Source organism: Paenibacillus sp. A14, from assembly GCF_036864815.1.
Classification (GTDB): Bacteria; Bacillota; Bacilli; order Paenibacillales; family Paenibacillaceae; genus Fontibacillus; species Fontibacillus sanfengchensis.
In genome coordinates, this window is record NZ_JBAGJD010000020.1 from 1 (window position 1) to 15,755 (window position 15,755).

At 54.6% G+C, this 15,755-nt stretch carries 15 protein-coding genes; 2 read left to right on the plus strand and 13 right to left on the minus strand.

Translation table 11 applies throughout. The features are described 5' to 3' along the window. Positions 1 to 309 precede the first annotated feature (309 nt). Entirely contained in the window at positions 310 to 1,188 is an 879-nt protein-coding gene (locus V4U88_RS25700) for a nucleotidyltransferase-like protein (RefSeq protein ID WP_334076043.1), read from the minus strand. 120 nt (positions 1,189 to 1,308) lie between these two features. On the opposite strand from V4U88_RS25700, the gene V4U88_RS25705 reads away from it, so the two are divergent. Then, positions 1,309 to 1,710 carry a YgzB family protein gene (locus V4U88_RS25705; RefSeq protein ID WP_334076044.1) on the plus strand — a complete coding sequence of 134 codons (402 nt, stop codon included), beginning with the start codon at positions 1,309 to 1,311 and terminating at the stop codon, positions 1,708 to 1,710. A gap of 27 nt (positions 1,711 to 1,737) precedes the next feature. Here the strand turns inward: V4U88_RS25705 and V4U88_RS25710 are convergent, their stop codons facing one another. From V4U88_RS25710 to V4U88_RS25760, 11 genes are all read right to left on the minus strand, one after another. Next, entirely contained in the window at positions 1,738 to 3,465 is a 1,728-nt protein-coding gene (locus V4U88_RS25710) for a glycosyl hydrolase family 18 protein (protein ID WP_334076045.1), read from the minus strand. A gap of 89 nt (positions 3,466 to 3,554) precedes the next feature. Then, a complete protein-coding gene (locus tag V4U88_RS25715; protein ID WP_334076046.1) occupies positions 3,555 to 3,980 on the minus strand; it encodes a Fur family transcriptional regulator in 426 nt (141 codons plus the stop codon). 138 nt (positions 3,981 to 4,118) lie between these two features. Further along, complete coding sequence (locus V4U88_RS25720; protein ID WP_334076047.1) at positions 4,119 to 5,957, minus strand: DUF4097 family beta strand repeat-containing protein; 1,839 nt, start codon at positions 5,955 to 5,957, stop codon at positions 4,119 to 4,121. Positions 5,958 to 6,096: 139 nt separating this feature from the next. After that, positions 6,097 to 6,564 (minus strand): GNAT family N-acetyltransferase, encoded by a 468-nt coding sequence (locus V4U88_RS25725; protein WP_334076048.1) that lies wholly within the window; start codon positions 6,562 to 6,564, stop codon positions 6,097 to 6,099. A 39-nt stretch (positions 6,565 to 6,603) separates the two neighbouring features. Then, a complete protein-coding gene (gene gatB, locus V4U88_RS25730) occupies positions 6,604 to 8,043 on the minus strand; it encodes an Asp-tRNA(Asn)/Glu-tRNA(Gln) amidotransferase subunit GatB (protein WP_334076049.1) in 1,440 nt (479 codons plus the stop codon). Between the two features lie 24 nt (positions 8,044 to 8,067). Beyond that, the gene (gatA, locus tag V4U88_RS25735; protein WP_334076050.1) at positions 8,068 to 9,522 is read right to left on the minus strand and encodes an Asp-tRNA(Asn)/Glu-tRNA(Gln) amidotransferase subunit GatA; all 1,455 of its coding nucleotides are present in this window, start codon (positions 9,520 to 9,522) and stop codon (positions 8,068 to 8,070) included. A 23-nt stretch (positions 9,523 to 9,545) separates the two neighbouring features. Then, positions 9,546 to 9,833 carry an Asp-tRNA(Asn)/Glu-tRNA(Gln) amidotransferase subunit GatC gene (gatC, locus tag V4U88_RS25740; protein WP_334076051.1) on the minus strand — a complete coding sequence of 96 codons (288 nt, stop codon included), beginning with the start codon at positions 9,831 to 9,833 and terminating at the stop codon, positions 9,546 to 9,548. Positions 9,834 to 9,999: 166 nt separating this feature from the next. Beyond that, the gene (locus V4U88_RS25745) at positions 10,000 to 10,383 is read right to left on the minus strand and encodes an ATPase (protein WP_334076052.1); all 384 of its coding nucleotides are present in this window, start codon (positions 10,381 to 10,383) and stop codon (positions 10,000 to 10,002) included. 882 nt (positions 10,384 to 11,265) lie between these two features. Continuing rightward, positions 11,266 to 11,895, minus strand: coding sequence for an MBL fold metallo-hydrolase (locus V4U88_RS25750; protein WP_334076053.1), 630 nt, complete (start codon positions 11,893 to 11,895; stop codon positions 11,266 to 11,268). Between the two features lie 5 nt (positions 11,896 to 11,900). Continuing rightward, on the minus strand, positions 11,901 to 12,467 hold the full coding sequence (locus V4U88_RS25755; protein ID WP_334076054.1) for a thioredoxin family protein: 567 nt from the start codon (positions 12,465 to 12,467) through the stop codon (positions 11,901 to 11,903). A 3-nt stretch (positions 12,468 to 12,470) separates the two neighbouring features. Further along, positions 12,471 to 13,082 carry a DedA family protein gene (locus tag V4U88_RS25760; protein WP_334076055.1) on the minus strand — a complete coding sequence of 204 codons (612 nt, stop codon included), beginning with the start codon at positions 13,080 to 13,082 and terminating at the stop codon, positions 12,471 to 12,473. 159 nt (positions 13,083 to 13,241) lie between these two features. Between V4U88_RS25760 and V4U88_RS25765 the strand changes: the two genes are divergently transcribed. Continuing rightward, positions 13,242 to 13,553, plus strand: coding sequence for a dehydrogenase (locus V4U88_RS25765; RefSeq protein ID WP_334076056.1), 312 nt, complete (start codon positions 13,242 to 13,244; stop codon positions 13,551 to 13,553). A gap of 31 nt (positions 13,554 to 13,584) precedes the next feature. Here the strand turns inward: V4U88_RS25765 and V4U88_RS25770 are convergent, their stop codons facing one another. Next, positions 13,585 to 15,579 (minus strand): O-antigen ligase family protein, encoded by a 1,995-nt coding sequence (locus V4U88_RS25770; protein WP_334076057.1) that lies wholly within the window; start codon positions 15,577 to 15,579, stop codon positions 13,585 to 13,587. Positions 15,580 to 15,755 lie beyond the last annotated feature (176 nt).

Genomic DNA, 15,755 nt, shown 5'->3' on the forward strand with positions numbered 1-15,755 from the left:
ATTGAATAAGCTGATAGCTCATTTTGAATCTGACGAGAATTTTACTTCTCATTTTAATACTCACTCGTTGTTCAGTTTTCAAAGATCAACTTCGTTTCTTTCGTCATCGCTGTGTTTCAGCGGCGACTTTTATAATATATCATGTTTTCCTCGTTTAAGTCAAGAACTTTTTTTCAAGTCATTTTTTTGATTCATTTTGACTTGCTTAACAAGTTTCTTGTCTCTCAGGGGCGAGATCTAATTTAACACAGAATGAATAGAACAGTCAACTATTTTTACAAAGGAAATAAATGAAAATATATCGAAACTTTATGCCCAATATCGAATTTCGCGGCCACCTCCGGAGGCATCTGCGGAAATCGCGGCCGATTGTTTAACCAGCGATCGATACACCAGCTTGCGGATCATCATCGGAAGCTCCTCCTTGATATAGCTAAGCTCCGGTAGTTCGAGCAGTTCTTGAATGCTCCAGGCTTCCTTCCGGCTTCCCAAAATCCGCAAGAGCAGCGAGCAGCAATCCTCCATCCTGGACATGGCGGAAAACTCGCAGGCAAGAAGCACCAGTTCAACGCGCTGCTCGATCGTTTCCTTGCTGTCGGTAAGCTCGTCGAACAATTTGCGGACAACCGTGTTTAAGGATTGCGCTTGCTCCCATACGCTATCTCCCGGGACAATCCCCTCATCGATCAGTTCAATCCGAGCGTAATGTTTTAAGGATTGCAGCACGCAGTAGTAAGCATCCATGAAATCCTGCTCACTGGCATAACGTTTGGCCTCTACGTAGGTACGCAAAAACCCGGCAAACTCCTTAAGCTTCCGCCTTTCTCTCATTCCGCTCCCGAAACGGGCCAATTCTTTGCGCAACTCCGTCACTTTTCCTCCCACGTCCCAAATAACCTCCCCCTGCAGGAAACACTGCACGATATCAGGGTGCTCACCGGTGACCACCCATTGCAGCAACTCATTTCTTCCGATATAACGCATTTGATAGTGCAGGGAGCCGCTTAAACAATGTTCCATATGTACGAGGCCCGAATCCGTCTCTTCGCAGATTACCAATACAAGCAGCTCAAAATCATGCAGCAATGAACCGCGAAACACACTGCCGGGGTGCCGGAAGCCCACCGCTCCAACAGCTTGGTGACCGCTCTTCTCCTGGCTTTTAAAAGAAAAAAAGGTTGGCTCCACGTTACCCTCCTGGCTTGGCGTATTTATGCCGATTCGTTATAATATAGTTCTACGCTTCCCTAAAGTTTCCTTCTTCCATTTTGGAATGAGATTATTCAAAAGAATTGAGGTTTTATAAACATGTTCTTTAAATCCAGCAAGATTAATGAATTCCGTTTATGGGGCCTTCTGTTAACGATGTCCGGAATGGGACTGATGGTATTGGGAACCGCCGGGATCGTTTTTTGGGGTCAGTCCGGCAAAGTTATCGCCGGGATCGGCCTGGTGATCGGCTTGATCGCCATGATGGCCAGCTTGGCCATCTATTTTTGGGCAGGGATGCTTTCGACATCCGCCGTCCAACTGGAGTGCCCGGAATGCCACAAGCTGACGAAAATGTTGGGAAAGACGGACCGGTGCATGTTCTGCAAGACGATCCTGACATTGGATCCGCATCATGCGACCATCACGGCGGAAGAAATAGAGAGCCGGCAAACGCTTGGACAAACGCCGGAAACCAACGCGGACACAAAAAAAGGTTGAACAAGGAATCCCTTGTCCAACCTTTTTTTATTCTGAAATTTGCTGTAGCACTTCCCAAGCTTCATCGGAGGCAAACCTTCGGGTCCAGGTTGCAACCCCCGCCAAGCCCAGAGATTGCGACAGTTCGACCCGCCGCTGCAATGATACCTTGTCCTCCAGCCAAATGCGGTGCAACGCGTTGTCTTCACGATATTCCACGTAGTTCTGCCCGGCCTCCTCCGACAAGGATGGAGTCAGCTTTTTCTCACGGATCAGATTTTGCGCCTTCTCCATGCCGATCGCTTTCGATTTGACCTTGACTTCGCCATCCTTGACCGTTTCCGTCCATACCCGCGTATATAACGGAATTCCAAGGATTAACTGATCTGGGGACACGTCATCCTCTTCCAGGAGCCGGATAACAGATGAACGCACCCAAGGAAGAGAGGCCACCGAACCCGCTTTGGGACTGGCAGCCCAATGCTCGTCATAGGCCATAAGAATCAAATAGTCGACGGCTTCGGCCAGCGCTCTTCGATCCAGAAAAGCCGACCACATCTCACTGTTGGATTTCGGCGTTACGTCAATAGAGACGACAAGCCCATATTCCATGGCCAAAGGCCGCAGTTCCCTCATGAACTGGGTCAGATTCGGCCCATCCTTGGTGTGCACGTTCTCGTAATCGATGTTGATCCCATCCAGATCATAAAGCTTTGCGTAATGCAGCATTTGAAGGATGGTGGTCATCCGGTTTTCAAAAGAAGACAGCGCCTCCGTCGTCAAATCCGGTTCAAAGCTATTGCTGAACAACCCCCAGACTTGCATGCCCTGGTTATGGGCCCATCGGACATAAGCGGGATCCGCCTTGCTTCGGAGGTTACCGCTTCCGTCAACCAACGAAAACCAGGTTGGGCTCACGACGTTCACCCCTGGCAATTTTCCGAGAGAAGAAGGCTTCGGGGCTACTTCGTAAACGGCTTCCCAAGTCATATTGATTTTCTTGGCCTGCCATTTCTTCTTCGCCGGCGACAAAACCGGCTCAAGCTCGGGAACGGTGCGATCATCGCCGGCTACCGTGTCTTTTTGTTTGACATACCCGGTATATCCATTATAAAGCTGGACATAATACCAATCATCCTGGCTATCGAGAACTCTCAATTTGGTACCTGGCTCCATATCCGCAAAAATCGGCGAATGGATGCTGGCGTCTTTTCTTAATGGAGCCGTAAAATTGTCTTTTTTCGAGTCGTCGCGAACAAGCCTATGCTTCACCGTTTCCCCGGGTTTCATCAGCAGAACCGCGCCGGAATCGGCATCTTCATGCACTTCCATGCCGTACAGTTCCTTCAGCAAATAGGCCGGCAGATACAGAACCCCCTCCTCTTCCTCAGGAGCAAAGCGCAGGCTTAGCGGCTTGTTGTTGACTTTTCCCCTTTTCTCATTCGTTTTCAGCAGCACTAACTTTTTAGGCGTCGTCAAAATTACGGATTTTGACTCTTCTTCATACCGGATATTGGGATCCACCACAGATTGAATCGTCGGCAGGGGCAGCTTGAGCCCTTCCCCATCGCCTATGGCGCTGCCTTCCAGCAATTCTCCCCCAACAAACATCGGTTTGGCAACTTTCCCTTTCCAGACCGGTTCCGTATGTTCCCGGTTGGGCAAAATTTCAGCAGAGTACCAGTACGCTCCAACCGCAAGGATCAGCAGCGCCAGCCACCATTTCCCCCGGCCTCTCCGTCTGGAACTTCTATGGAGCCTTTTTCTGCTATTCAACGTAAAATACCTCGCTTCCCAAAAAATAAAAACGTGAAGAAACTCCCGAAGGAATCCCTCACGTTTCTCTACCCACAAGTCGGACTGAACTATCGATTACGGCAGGTTTCGCAAATTCCGTGCAGTTCCATCCGATGTCCATGGACGATGAAACCGGTCATCTCTTCGGCCTTCTGTTCGACTTCCATGAGGGATGGATAAGAGAAATCTTTGATTTTACCGCATTTCTCGCAAATGATATGATAGTGATCCGAAACATCTGCATCGAAGCGGCTGGAGTTGTCCCCGTAGGTCAATTCACGCACCATACCGGCTTCCATTAACATCTTTAGATTGTTATATACGGTTGCCACGCTCATATTCGGAAAACGGGGCTCGAGCGCCCGATAAATTTCATCCGCGGTCGGATGTCCCATGCATTCTATAAGATAAGTTAAAATGGCATGACGTTGCGGCGTAATGCGTACACCGTTACTCTTCAACTGGTCTAGCGCATGCTGTACGCGTGTAGCCATAAAGTCCACCGCCTCTAAAAAAGTGCAAAAAAACCATGCTTAAATATATTTACAAATTTATTGTACGGTTATCATAAATCGTTTGTCAACGAACCAGCCGTCCCCACCGGACATGTAAGGCTCATACATCAAGGAGATTCAGCGTTTGGTCACAATTAAATCGCTGTTTCCATCAACCTTAATCTGGTGGTCCCCACTGCCGACAATCCCCTTGATTTCCTTGTTTTCGATATTAAAGGGAAGATCGGTTTCGATATTTCCGTAACCGCTGGAGCCTTCGAAGCTATAATTCCCGGCCTCCGGAATCTGGATCCGCATCTCGCCGACCGCACTGTATACGTTCCAATCTCCGCCGATTTCATGGGTTGCGATGTGAATTTTACCGTTAAGCGATTCCGCCTCAAGATTGAGCGGAACTCCATCGATCTGGATATTTCCGTTTTTGGTGTTGGTCTTGATGTCAGATTCGGCATGAACCACCGAGATATCGCCAACCATCGTGGAGAGCGAGGCATTGCCGTTGATGCTGTTCGCCTTCAAATTGCCGCCTTGGGTGTCCACGATCACGTCCCCGAAAATCCGGAAGAGCTCCACGTTGCCGTTCAACGTTTTGGCCGAGACATTTCCGATCACATCCCAAAGCCGCAAATTTCCGTTCCCGGTCTGCAGCTTGACGGACTTCAAGGCCTGCACCCGGGTCAGCGTCACATCACCGCTGGAAGTATTGATATCCAAATCCAAAAAGCGGTTTTCCGGCAGTACGATGGTAAGATTCACCCGGGGATGGCGTCTTCCCGATTCTCCATAGGTCAAATCCTTGACGGTAATCGCCAACGCTTTTCCCACGGAGGTATCGATCGTTGTTTTTTCCGCGATTTTTTCGGCTTCCTCGGCCGGGACTTGATCCACCCAAACCGCGGAACGGATCTGGACGCCCTCAATCTCGGCGCGTTGGATTTCAATATCCCCGTTGATTCCGTTAATGTGAATCTGTTCGGTCTCCAAATCGATCGGGACCTCGATGATCGGTCTTTCCTCATGAAGTCCTTCCTCCATGCTGAACTCCGATCCCGCGGTGGCGAGATTTAGGCTGACACGGTTCCATAGGTGCAGGTAATGGTCCTGTTGGGTCACGGCAAAAACCGAAAATCCGAGAAATACCGCAACGAGCATCCCTCTAATATCCACGCGCAGACGGCGCTCCGGACGGTCCGTATGCTTTCTGTTATGGATGAACACAACAATATATTCCAAGCCGCTGGCCATCAAAACAACAGGCCACCACCGGGGCAGAAACAGCAGCAAATCCCATCCGGTAATCCGGTCTATCAACAACAGTACACCTACCGCGATTAAAAGGGCCGCGGCGGTAAAACGTCCCGTGCGGATCAGCCGGCGGCGGATCTCCCTCCAGATCAGCCACAGTCCGGTCAGAATAAGGGCCGCCGAAACCGCATAACCCGCCGACCACTGAATGAAACCTTCCAGCCACGGCGGCTTTTGCCTGAACAGAAACAGGATCGCGCCCCCGCCCATCAGCAGTCCCCCTGCGGCCACGCCACGGCGGATCCCGCTATATCCGGTTTCTTCGCTCCCGTCGGTCGGAACAACCTCATCCTCTTCGGTTTGGGCGCGTTTTACCCTGGCATTGATCACGTCCGTGGATTGCAGCACGTCATATATACCGCAAAAATAAAGGACGGGAATCATCAATCCGAGCAAAATCAAAAACGGAACATTGATTCCGGAGCGCACGGAGGAAAAATAAATCAGCGCCGATGCATCGAGCAGCACGCAATAGATCAGAACGGCGCCTTTGGAGAACATTTTTAAGTAGAGATGGCCCAAACCGGGAAATATCGCACTCAGAAAACAAGCGATGAACTTGCGCTTACGTCGTCTCGGCCGGAATCCGTAGCTGCGAACCGCCTGTTCTCCGGGATGCCGGGCTTGTTTTTTTGCGGATCTCTTATTCATCGCCATCTCCTTCCCGTATTTATATATTAGTATAATAATACCCTATTCTCTCACTGTCTGTAATATGGAATGAACTGGGCCTGGCTAAGACAAAAAGCGCACCAATTCGGCCGCATGGCCAGAAAAGGTGCGCTCGTTTCTAATTCCGGTGATAACGGAATACCGCAAGTCTCGCCCCAGGGATGGATTTAACGCTTTCGCCAAGCGAAAATCCGAACCTCCGATACAGTGAGACCGCGGGTTCGTTACGAGTTCCTGCGGTAACGGAGAACGTTGCGATCCCCGGGTGGTTATCGATCACATATTTCAGCAAAGAAGCGCCGATCCCCTTGCGAAGATGATCCGGGTGAACCATCAGCCGGGTAATTTCCAGGCTGTTTGCGGAAAGATCCACAGGTGCCGTCACAATCGCACCGAGAAGCTCGCCGTCCGTCGAAAGCATCCCGTAAAAATGGTCGGCGCTGTTCCGAATGGTTTCATAGGTTTCCGGCAGCGGCGGAGCTTCCTTTAAACCCATCGCGGCCGCCTCCAAACGGTAAGCCGCGTGCTGCAGGCTCCACAACTGCTCCACCATGTCCGGATCGTGCAGCGATAGACGTACGATCATACGGATGCCCCCTTGGCCGCCCCGGCCCGCTCCCGATTACTAATCTTTCAGAACCTCGACCAGCAGTTTGTTCACCAGCCCCGGGTTCGCTTTGCCTTTGCTCTGCTTCATGACTTGGCCTACCAGGAAACCGATGGCCTTTTCCTTACCCGCTTTATAATCCTGCACGGAAGCCGGGTTGTTCGCCACCACTTCCTTTACGATCTCCAGAATAGCGCCTTCGTCGCTGATTTGTACCAGCCCTTGCTCCTCAACGATCTGCTGCGGAAGCTTGCCGCTTTGCAGCATTTCTTTGAAGACCGTCTTGGCGATCTTGGAACTGATGGTGCCTTTTTCGATCAGGTTGATCATTTCGCCGAGGCCCTGACCGGTCAGCTTCACTTGCGGCAGTTCCAATCCGTTGCTGTTCAGATAGCCGAGCAAGTCGCCCATGATCCAGTTGGACACGGCTTTGGCATCGGACGTGTACTCCAGACTGTTCTCAAACAAATCCGCCAGCGGCTTGGAGGACGTAATCACGCCGGCATCGTACTCCGGCAGTCCGTATTCCGCCGTGTAACGGGCTTTGCGCGCGTCCGGCAGCTCCGGAATCGAAGCCCGGATCCGCTCCTTCCACGCCTGGTCGATATGGATTCTCACCAGATCGGGATCGGGGAAGTACCGGTAGTCGTGCGCCTCTTCCTTGCCGCGCATGGAGAAGGTTTTGCCTTGAGCCTCGTCCCAACGGCGCGTCTCCTGAACAACCTTGCCGCCTTCGTCGAGAATCTCCGCCTGGCGATACTGTTCATATTCCAGACCGCGCACAACGCCGCGGAAGGAGTTCATGTTTTTGAGCTCGGCGCGGGTGCCGAATTCCTCCTGCCCCCAAGGACGCAGGCTGACGTTGGCGTCGCAGCGCATGGAGCCCTCCTCCATTTTCACGTCGGAAACTTCGCAATACTGCATGATCGCGCGCAGCTTCTCAAGGTACGCCCGCGCCTCCTCCGGTGAGGAGATATCCGGTTCGGACACGATCTCCACCAACGGGGTACCGACGCGATTGAAGTCGACCAAAGAGGCGTAACCACCGTCAACGTGTGTCAGTTTCCCGGCATCCTCCTCAAGATGGAGGCGGGTAATGCCGATGCGCTTCGTACGCCCGTCCACTTCAATATCGATATACCCGTTCTCCCCGATCGGCTGATCGTACTGGGAGATTTGATACGCTTTGGGCGAGTCCGGGTAAAAATAGTTTTTACGGTCGAATTTGCTGACATCGCCGATCTCACAGTTTAAGGCCATGGCCGCCTTCATGGCGTAATCCACCGCCTGGCGGTTCAACACGGGCAGAACACCGGGATGTCCCAGGCAGACGGGACAGGTGTGCGTGTTGGGCGGAGCGCCGAATTCCGTGGAGCAGCCGCAGAAGATTTTGGTCTTCGTGTGCAGCTCCACGTGCACCTCTAACCCTATTACCGTTTCATATTTGGATGTTGACATATTGACCCTCCTGTAAATCCCCCATTACAACGACGGGCGTTGTTTGTGGTGGTCCGTATGAGCTTCAAACGCATGGGCTACCCGAAGCACGCTGCTCTCGTCAAACGCCTTGCCGATGATTTGCAAACCGACCGGAAGGCCGTCCGCAAAGCCGCAAGGCACGCTGATCGCCGGAACGCCTGCCAGGCTGACCGGAATCGTAAGAATATCGTTAAGGTACATCGTCAGCGGATCATCCACCTGCGATCCCAGCGGGAAGGCGGTAGTCGGTGCCGTAGGTCCGAGGATGACGTCATATTTCTCGAAGGTCTGGTCAAAATCGCGTTTGATCAAGGTACGGACCTTTTGCGCCTTCAAATAGTAGGCATCATAGTAACCCGAGCTGAGAGCGTAAGTCCCCAGCATAATGCGGCGCTTTACTTCCGGGCCGAAGCCCTGGCTGCGCGACTCCAGGTACAAATCCAGCAGGTTGCCCGCATGATCGGCGCGTACGCCGTAACGAACGCCGTCAAAGCGCGACAAGTTGGAGGACGCTTCCGAAGAAGCCAGCAGATAGTAAGCCGCGACCGCATATTCCGTATGCGGCAGGGACACTTCCTCCCATTCGGCGCCGAGGCCTTCAAGAACTTTCAGCGACGCCATGACGGAGTCCTTGACCTGCGGATCCACGCCTTCCAGATATTCCTTAGGCACCGCGATGCGCAGTCCATTCACATCTCCGGTCAACGCCTCCAAATAATCCGGCACATCGACATTCGCGGACGTGGAATCCTTCGGATCATGTCCGGCAATGGCTTGCAAGACGTATGCCGCGTCTTCGACATTTTTCGTAATCGGGCCGATCTGGTCCAACGAGGAAGCAAACGCCACCAGCCCGTAGCGGGACACCAAACCGTAAGTCGGCTTCAAGCCGACAACACCGCAATAGGAAGCCGGCTGGCGGATCGAACCGCCGGTATCGGAGCCGAGCGTAAAGTAAGCTTCCCCCGCCGCTACCGCAGCCGCGGAGCCGCCGCTGGAACCGCCGGGAACGCGGCTTAAATCCCAAGGGTTACGCACCGGATGGAAGCTGGAATTCTCGTTGGAACCGCCCATGGCGAATTCATCCATATTCAGCTTGCCTACCGTTACCGCTTCCGCCAGCTTCAGTTTCGAGACTACCGTTGCATCGTAAATCGGATCATAATTCGCCAAAAATTGACTGGCACAAGTCGTGCGCAGACCTTCGGTCACCATATTGTCCTTAATGCCGACAGGTAGCCCGAAAAGAAGGCCTTTCTCCTCCCCGCCGGCCAGCTTGTTGTCGAGCCTTGCCGCTTCGGCGCGGGCCCCTTCTTCATTCAACGTTAAATAAGCGCCTACTTGTCCATCCCGCTCCGATATTTTGGCGAACGCCTCGCCCACCAAATCGGTCACGGACAGCTCTTTTTTGCTGAGCTGATTATGTATCTCCTGTAAGCGCAATTCAAAAAGACTCACTGGCGCATCCTCCTTCGCTATATCTACTCAAGTACCGCCGGCACTTTAAATTGCCCGTCTTCTTCATCCGGCGCATTCCGGAACACTTTCTCCTGAGGCAGACTTTCGTGCACCTCGTCTTCGCGCATGACATTGCTGAGATGCAGGACATGCGTCGTCGGCTCCACGCCTTCCGTATCCAGCTCATTCAGCTTCTCGGCATATTGTAAAATCGCGTTCAACTGTTCCGTGAACATTTCCCGCTCTTCGTCGCTCAAGTTCAACCGGGCCAGCTTGGCCACATGCTCCACGTCTTTTACCTGGATGCTCATTTGCTTTCCTCCTTAAACGTCCCTGCGGGGCTGATTAGTTCATTCTACCATGACGATTCAGATGAATAAAATTATATTGTAGAATGTGCACGAGTTCAATCCGTTAACGCGAAACCTGGCGAAAGCCTGCAAAATATACGAAAAAAGAGCCGGCATCGCCGGCTCCTTATATCCATGCTCGCAAATTCACCTGTTTGATGAACTCGGCCTGAGACATAACTTCCTTTGTTGGTTCCTTCTGCTCATCCGCATCCTGATCGCCGCCGTTCATTACATGCATAAACAGCTTCTCGTTATGCGTCGCCAGAGCGTAATCGATCAACGCTTCCTTCGTAGCCCGCTCGGCTTCATATTCCATGAGCAGCTCTTCGGACTCCACATCACTGGAAGGAACGTAATAATTGCGTCCTGTCTTTGGAGCGCGGATTACGTAATCAAACGCATTATCCGGATTACGGTCGTAAGCAATAACGTAGCCATATTCCCCAACAGGAAGATTCTGCTCAAAAGCATCTCCGACGATTACGACTCTCTCTCCCAACTGCAGCATCGTCTACCTCCCTGATTTATTCATAAGTTATTTTTCTATCCTACTAAAAAAATCGGAGATGGGCAACATTTTGCTAGGCAGTAGAGCCGACAGCTCTGAAAATTTTAGGATTTGTTCATTTTTCAAAGAAGCGCATGTCAATCGTCTCCCCAAAAAGCGCAAAAAAAGAACGCAAACCGGGATAATTCCTCAGCTTGCGTGCTTCGCAGGGTTAACAATATTTATAGACATGATTCTAACAAAGGACGGCAGGCTTGTCCAGCATTTTTGCACTTTTTGTGCAAAAATTTGTTGTAAAACCGCCCTACTAGTCATTAAAATTTGTCTGCGGCCTGCTTCCCTTTGAGCCCAGGCAGATAAATAAGGGCTTTTTGCGCTGCCATTTTGTCGCATTCGGCTGGACGGCGTGAATTAGAGGACGTTTTGGCCCTTATTTTGGGAAAATGTGGGCCAAAACTTGATTTCGGAACCCATACCAGGAAAATAGGGCCCTTTTTGACCGCTATTTCCCCCCCGGAGCCGAATCGGGCCGAAATAGCGGCCAAAAAGACAGCTATTCCGGCGGGCAGCCCGCGAATTGCCGGGCCCCCGTTCGCCACGCCGCTTCCTGAGGTGACGAATAAGTCTTAAAATGGGCGGCACCTGGCCCGGTTTGATGCCACGTCGGGCTTCAAAGATGCAAATATGCAGGAATTTTCGCCAAATTGTTGAGCCGTTCTGCAAATTGATGCAAAAATGCAGGAATTTACGGCTAAATTCTAAAGGGCGCTCTTTTCGCGAGAAAATACCTGCGCATTTGCAGGAATTTTAAAGCCTCGGCCCGATGCGAGCGAAAAAGATGCAGATTTGCAGGAATTTACGGCCATAGGCTCCATTGCCGCATCAGCCCGAAACGTAAGGGTTGTTCGCCCGCTCGAATCCGATGCTCGTGTTTGGACCGTGGCCCGGATAGACTTTGGTTTCATCGGAAAAACGGAACAGGGTTCCGCGTATCGAGTTGTACAGGTCCGCCTCACGCCCACCGGGGAGATCGGTGCGGCCTACGCTCATTTTGAACAGGCAATCGCCCGAGAATAAATCGTCTCCGCACAAAAAACTCACGCTGCCCGGCGAGTGTCCGGGCGTATGGTAAACCGTGAACTCGTGACCGATCAGCGTAATTTTCTGCCCCTCAGCCAGATCGAACTCCGCGGGTTCGCACGCGATCGGCCCCGTCACTGTCGGCCACATCAAGGAACCGTTCAGTTTAGGACTCGTCAGCCACTCGCTTTCCAGAGGATGCACATAAACCGGACAGCCCTTAAGCTTCCGAATCTCCTCCACGCCGCCGATGTGATCGAAATGGGCGTGCGTCAGCAGAATCGCCTCAATCTCCAACCCTTCAATCCTCCGGAGCAGAGAGCCCGGATTCATGCCCGGGTCAATAATTACGGCCCGATCGTCCGCCTCCCCCCGGAGCAGATAAGCATTCGTTTGCAAAGGTCCCAGTGAAAAGCTCTCTATTCGCAACATAGGTTCTACATTCCGGAGATGAGGCCACGCAGTTCGCTAACGACCGAGGCGTTGACTCCGGTTCCTTCCTCATATTTTTCGGCCATCTTCCGGCGGACAACTCCGATTTTCTCCTCGTAATCCGGGGCTTCCCGGTCGGGATTTTCCCGTTTGAATTCCACCATCAACTCCTGGACATGGGCAGGCCGGGGTCCCCAATGCCCAAGCACGTAACCGCCTGTATCGGCAAAAATCACGATCGGCACCGAACGCCCGCCCATGGTCAGAAAGTGATCCATCAGATCCTGATGCTCCTCCAAAATGAATACTTCCGTCTTCCAGCCGGCCGTTTCCAGGGCCCGGAACACCACAGGTACATTTCGTACGACATCCCCGCACCAATCCGCCGCGAGAATCAGCACACGCACATCATCCCGATAGTTCAAACTCTCGAAAAATTCGCGGTCCTCCTCCCGAACCCAGGCGAAATTCTCATAGCCCGCGGCAAAATCCCCCTTGTTCCGCTCCATCCCTTCCATAAATTGGAGGGGAGTGATGCCCTTTCCGAATTTGTTAGCGACGTTCACACTCATTTATCATTCTCCTTTCTTTCGAGAGGTGCCGAACCATTTTATCAGCAAATAAACGACGAGCAGCGCAAGAGCCACCAGCAAAATCGGCATGATATAAGGGCCTGCCTTCTCATCGATATGCTCCCAGTTCTCCCCGAGCAGCATGCCCAGGTAAACAAACAGCACCGACCAGGGGATCACCGCCAACGTCGTCAACAGCAGAAATTTTCCGACCGGCATCTTCGCCATCCCTGCCGGGATGGATATCGCATGCCTTGCGACCGGAATAAACCGGGCCGTAAAAATAACGCCGGGGCCGTATTTGAGAAACCAGGCTTCGGATACATCGATATGTTTTTTTTGAATCAGAATATACTTCCCGAATCTCTCCAAAATAGGGCGCCCTCCGTACCGGCCGATCCAGTAGATGAACAACTGGGCGACCACCCCGCCGATCACGCCGAAAAAGACCGCACCCACAAAATTAATGGTTCCCGAATGTACCAGATACCCTCCATAAGCCAGTACAATTTCACTGGGAATGACCTCAATCATAAGGCCCAGCATAATGCCGACATACCCCAACTGCTGAATCCATTCAAAAATAACTCCTACCACGTTTGAAATCCATTCCACCTTGCAGTCCCTCTCCCCATACATTTAAGCGTAAGGCCAAAATGTCTTTTTTCACCAGTCTATTCTATCATAGCGGGGGACATGCATCTACTCGGCCATCCTCGCGAAGTGTCTCCAGAGCAGCCGGGAGCATATGCTGGTATAGAAGGAGGCAAGGACATGAACAACAAACCGGGGAAGCATGCCGCAGATTTGCCAACCCCCAGAAAGATCCGCCGGAGCTGCAGTAAAGAGCTCTATCGAACGGTCAAACGGCTTGGTGTATATCTTCCCGAAACCCGGATCAAGCAAGGAGAAGAACTCTATTACAAAAAGGTGATCGGAAACCTGCTATGGATCGGCGAAAATATCAGCAACCGAAAGGTTCTGGCGGACTGGTGGGACGAGGCGGTCAGCGGCGAGCTCGCCGAACTGTGGCAAGTGGACCGTCCAGCTCTCTCCAAAGCGTTCCGCGACGCCTTCGGCGGTTGAAGTAAGCCGCAGGCGGACGGGCAGCCCGCCGCTAGCGCGGGTCGGCGGCGGCACTCCCGTTTTGCGGAGCCGGCCATCCGGCAGCTTGAACACGCAGCTTGCGGGCGAGGACGACGGCTTCCGGGGTTAGCCGGAAGCCCCTGTCATTGCGCAGCTGCCGGGCCTGCTCCGCCAGGCGGTGGAAGCGCCGGAACGCTTCCGCACCCGCGGAAGCGGCAGAGGATGCCTGCGGCAGCTGGCCCGTGCTTTCCAGCCTGTCCGCCAGCAGGCTGATGCCTTCCAGCGCCGCCGTCTGCACGGCACGGCTGTAGCGGTCAAGCTCCGCCGCGCGGCGAAGCGGGGCCAGCGCGGCGGCATCCCCCTGCCGCGCGAGGGCGAGGCCCAGCGCGAGCGCAAGGCCGGGATGGCCCCGCTCGTAGGCCATCCCGCGGCGCAGCACCTCGGCCGCCGGGCCCGGATCGAGCCGGGCGGCCAGCGCCAGGCGGAGCTCGGGCCGGGCCGGGGCCAGCGCAAGCGCCCGCTCCAACAGCCGCGCGGACTCCGCCGGTCGGGCGTCAGAGGCCGCCGCAAGTCGCTGCAAGCGAAGGCTTTCCGCTTGGCGAAAGGCGGACAACCCGCCCGTCAGAAGCAGTGCGGCCAGCACCACCGCCACCAATCGGCTGGGGCGAAATTCCGCCGGCTTTCCGGGCACTCCGCTAAATGAGACGGCCCCCGGTTTGCCCATGCCCCAGACCGCCAGCCACAGGACAAGCATCCAGAACAACCCGTAGCTCATGTCAAAGTCAACCGCACTGTGCAGCAGCAAAACCAGAAAGGCAGGCAGCAGCCGTGCGGGCAAGCGGGAACGGTACATGCCTGCGATAACCGCAATCAGCCAGCCGAGCACCGCGACCAGCCCGATTAACCCAAGATCAAGCGCCAGGTCAAGATAGCCGCTGTGCACTTCGTTCCCCACGTAAGGACGGCCTTGGACGGTGCGATGCAGCGCCCGCCACGTATCGCCTCCCCGGCCGACCCAGGGCGATTCGCCCAGCAACCGCAGCGCGTCCGCGTACATGTCGCCGCGGGCGAGCCAGGTCGCGGCGCTAGAAAGCCGCTCGCGCAAGCCGGCGCCGAAGGCGAGCGCTGCGAAGAGCGCGGCGGCCAGCGCGGCGCCGGGCGCCGCGGGCCGATCGGCGGCCCGGGCCGCCAGCGTGCACAGCGCCGCGGCGGCGGCCAGCCCGGCGGCGAGCGCCAGCAGCCCGGGCAGCGCGGGCGGCGCCAGCTGCGCGGCGGCGAGCTGCCGGGCGAGCAGCGCGGCCACGGCCACAGCGGCGGCGCTGTGCAGCGCGTAGCGCCGCCGCTCCCGGCCGCGCAGCAGCAGCCAGCCGGCGGCCCAGCCCGCGGCCGCAGCGGCGAACGCGCCGCGCGACTCCGTCAGCAGCAGCGCCAGGGCGAAGACCGGCGCCAATGCGCCGGTCCGGCAGCCCCGCCAGCGCGCTTGCCGGGTAAAGGCGGCGGCCGGCAGCCGGGCGAGGGCGGTCAGCCGCTCCAGCAGAGCGGCAGCCATCACAGCCCCGAAAGTGTTCGGGTACTGAAGCAGACCGCCCAGCCGGGCCCCCGCCGCTGTTACCTCGCGATCCGCCGTGCGCAGGATCGCCCCCGGGGCGGGCAGCAGCCCGTACACGGCGGCCAGCGCCGTGACGGCGAGCCCGCCGGTGACGATCAGCCAGCCCCGCTCCAGGAAGGCGGGGCCGTCTGAACCGCTCCCCGCGGCAAGCAAGGCCAGGGCGAAGCTCCCCATGAACAGCCAATGCATCGCCGCCGTAACGGTTGCCTGGTAAGACACCGGGCCCAACAGAAGCTGCGTTCCGTAGAGGATAGCGATTAAAAAAGGGCCCGCGATTAGAAGCGAAGCCCCGCCAAAAAGTCCGGCATCCCCCTTCGCGGGCCTACGTCTCATTAAAAACGCAATCATCGCAACAGCCGCCGCCAAAAACCAAAACGAAAACGGGACAAGCGTAAATAAGGTGGTCTGATAAAACATTCCCCCCGTCAAGGCAAAAAAGGAGACCGTCCACAGGGCTGCTCCCCGATAAATCACTCCTGATAGTGATTTTAGTCCGCCTTTCTCTATCCTTTCTCGCCCGACCATAGCCCTCACCCTCCGTTTTCGCAACAAAAAAGCCAACACTTCAAGTGTTGACCTGTTTGTTTTGCTTC

What these genes read in the sequence shown, in the direction of transcription:
- V4U88_RS25705 (WP_334076044.1), top strand. Translation starts at nt 1,309, where the DNA reads ATGTTCTTTAAATCCAGCAAGATTAATGAATTCCGTTTATGGGGCCTT.
- V4U88_RS25715 (WP_334076046.1), bottom strand. Translation starts at nt 3,980, where the DNA reads ATGGCTACACGCGTACAGCATGCGCTAGACCAGTTGAAGAGTAACGGT.
- V4U88_RS25720 (WP_334076047.1), bottom strand. Translation starts at nt 5,957, where the DNA reads ATGAATAAGAGATCCGCAAAAAAACAAGCCCGGCATCCCGGAGAACAG.
- V4U88_RS25725 (WP_334076048.1), bottom strand. Translation starts at nt 6,564, where the DNA reads ATGATCGTACGTCTATCGCTGCACGATCCGGACATGGTGGAGCAGTTG.
- gatB (WP_334076049.1), bottom strand. Translation starts at nt 8,043, where the DNA reads ATGTCAACATCCAAATATGAAACGGTAATAGGGTTAGAGGTGCACGTG.
- gatC (WP_334076051.1), bottom strand. Translation starts at nt 9,833, where the DNA reads ATGAGCATCCAGGTAAAAGACGTGGAGCATGTGGCCAAGCTGGCCCGG.
- V4U88_RS25745 (WP_334076052.1), bottom strand. Translation starts at nt 10,383, where the DNA reads ATGCTGCAGTTGGGAGAGAGAGTCGTAATCGTCGGAGATGCTTTTGAG.
- V4U88_RS25750 (WP_334076053.1), bottom strand. Translation starts at nt 11,895, where the DNA reads ATGTTGCGAATAGAGAGCTTTTCACTGGGACCTTTGCAAACGAATGCT.
- V4U88_RS25755 (WP_334076054.1), bottom strand. Translation starts at nt 12,467, where the DNA reads ATGAGTGTGAACGTCGCTAACAAATTCGGAAAGGGCATCACTCCCCTC.
- V4U88_RS25765 (WP_334076056.1), top strand. Translation starts at nt 13,242, where the DNA reads ATGAACAACAAACCGGGGAAGCATGCCGCAGATTTGCCAACCCCCAGA.
- V4U88_RS25770 (WP_334076057.1), bottom strand. Translation starts at nt 15,579, where the DNA reads ATGTTTTATCAGACCACCTTATTTACGCTTGTCCCGTTTTCGTTTTGG.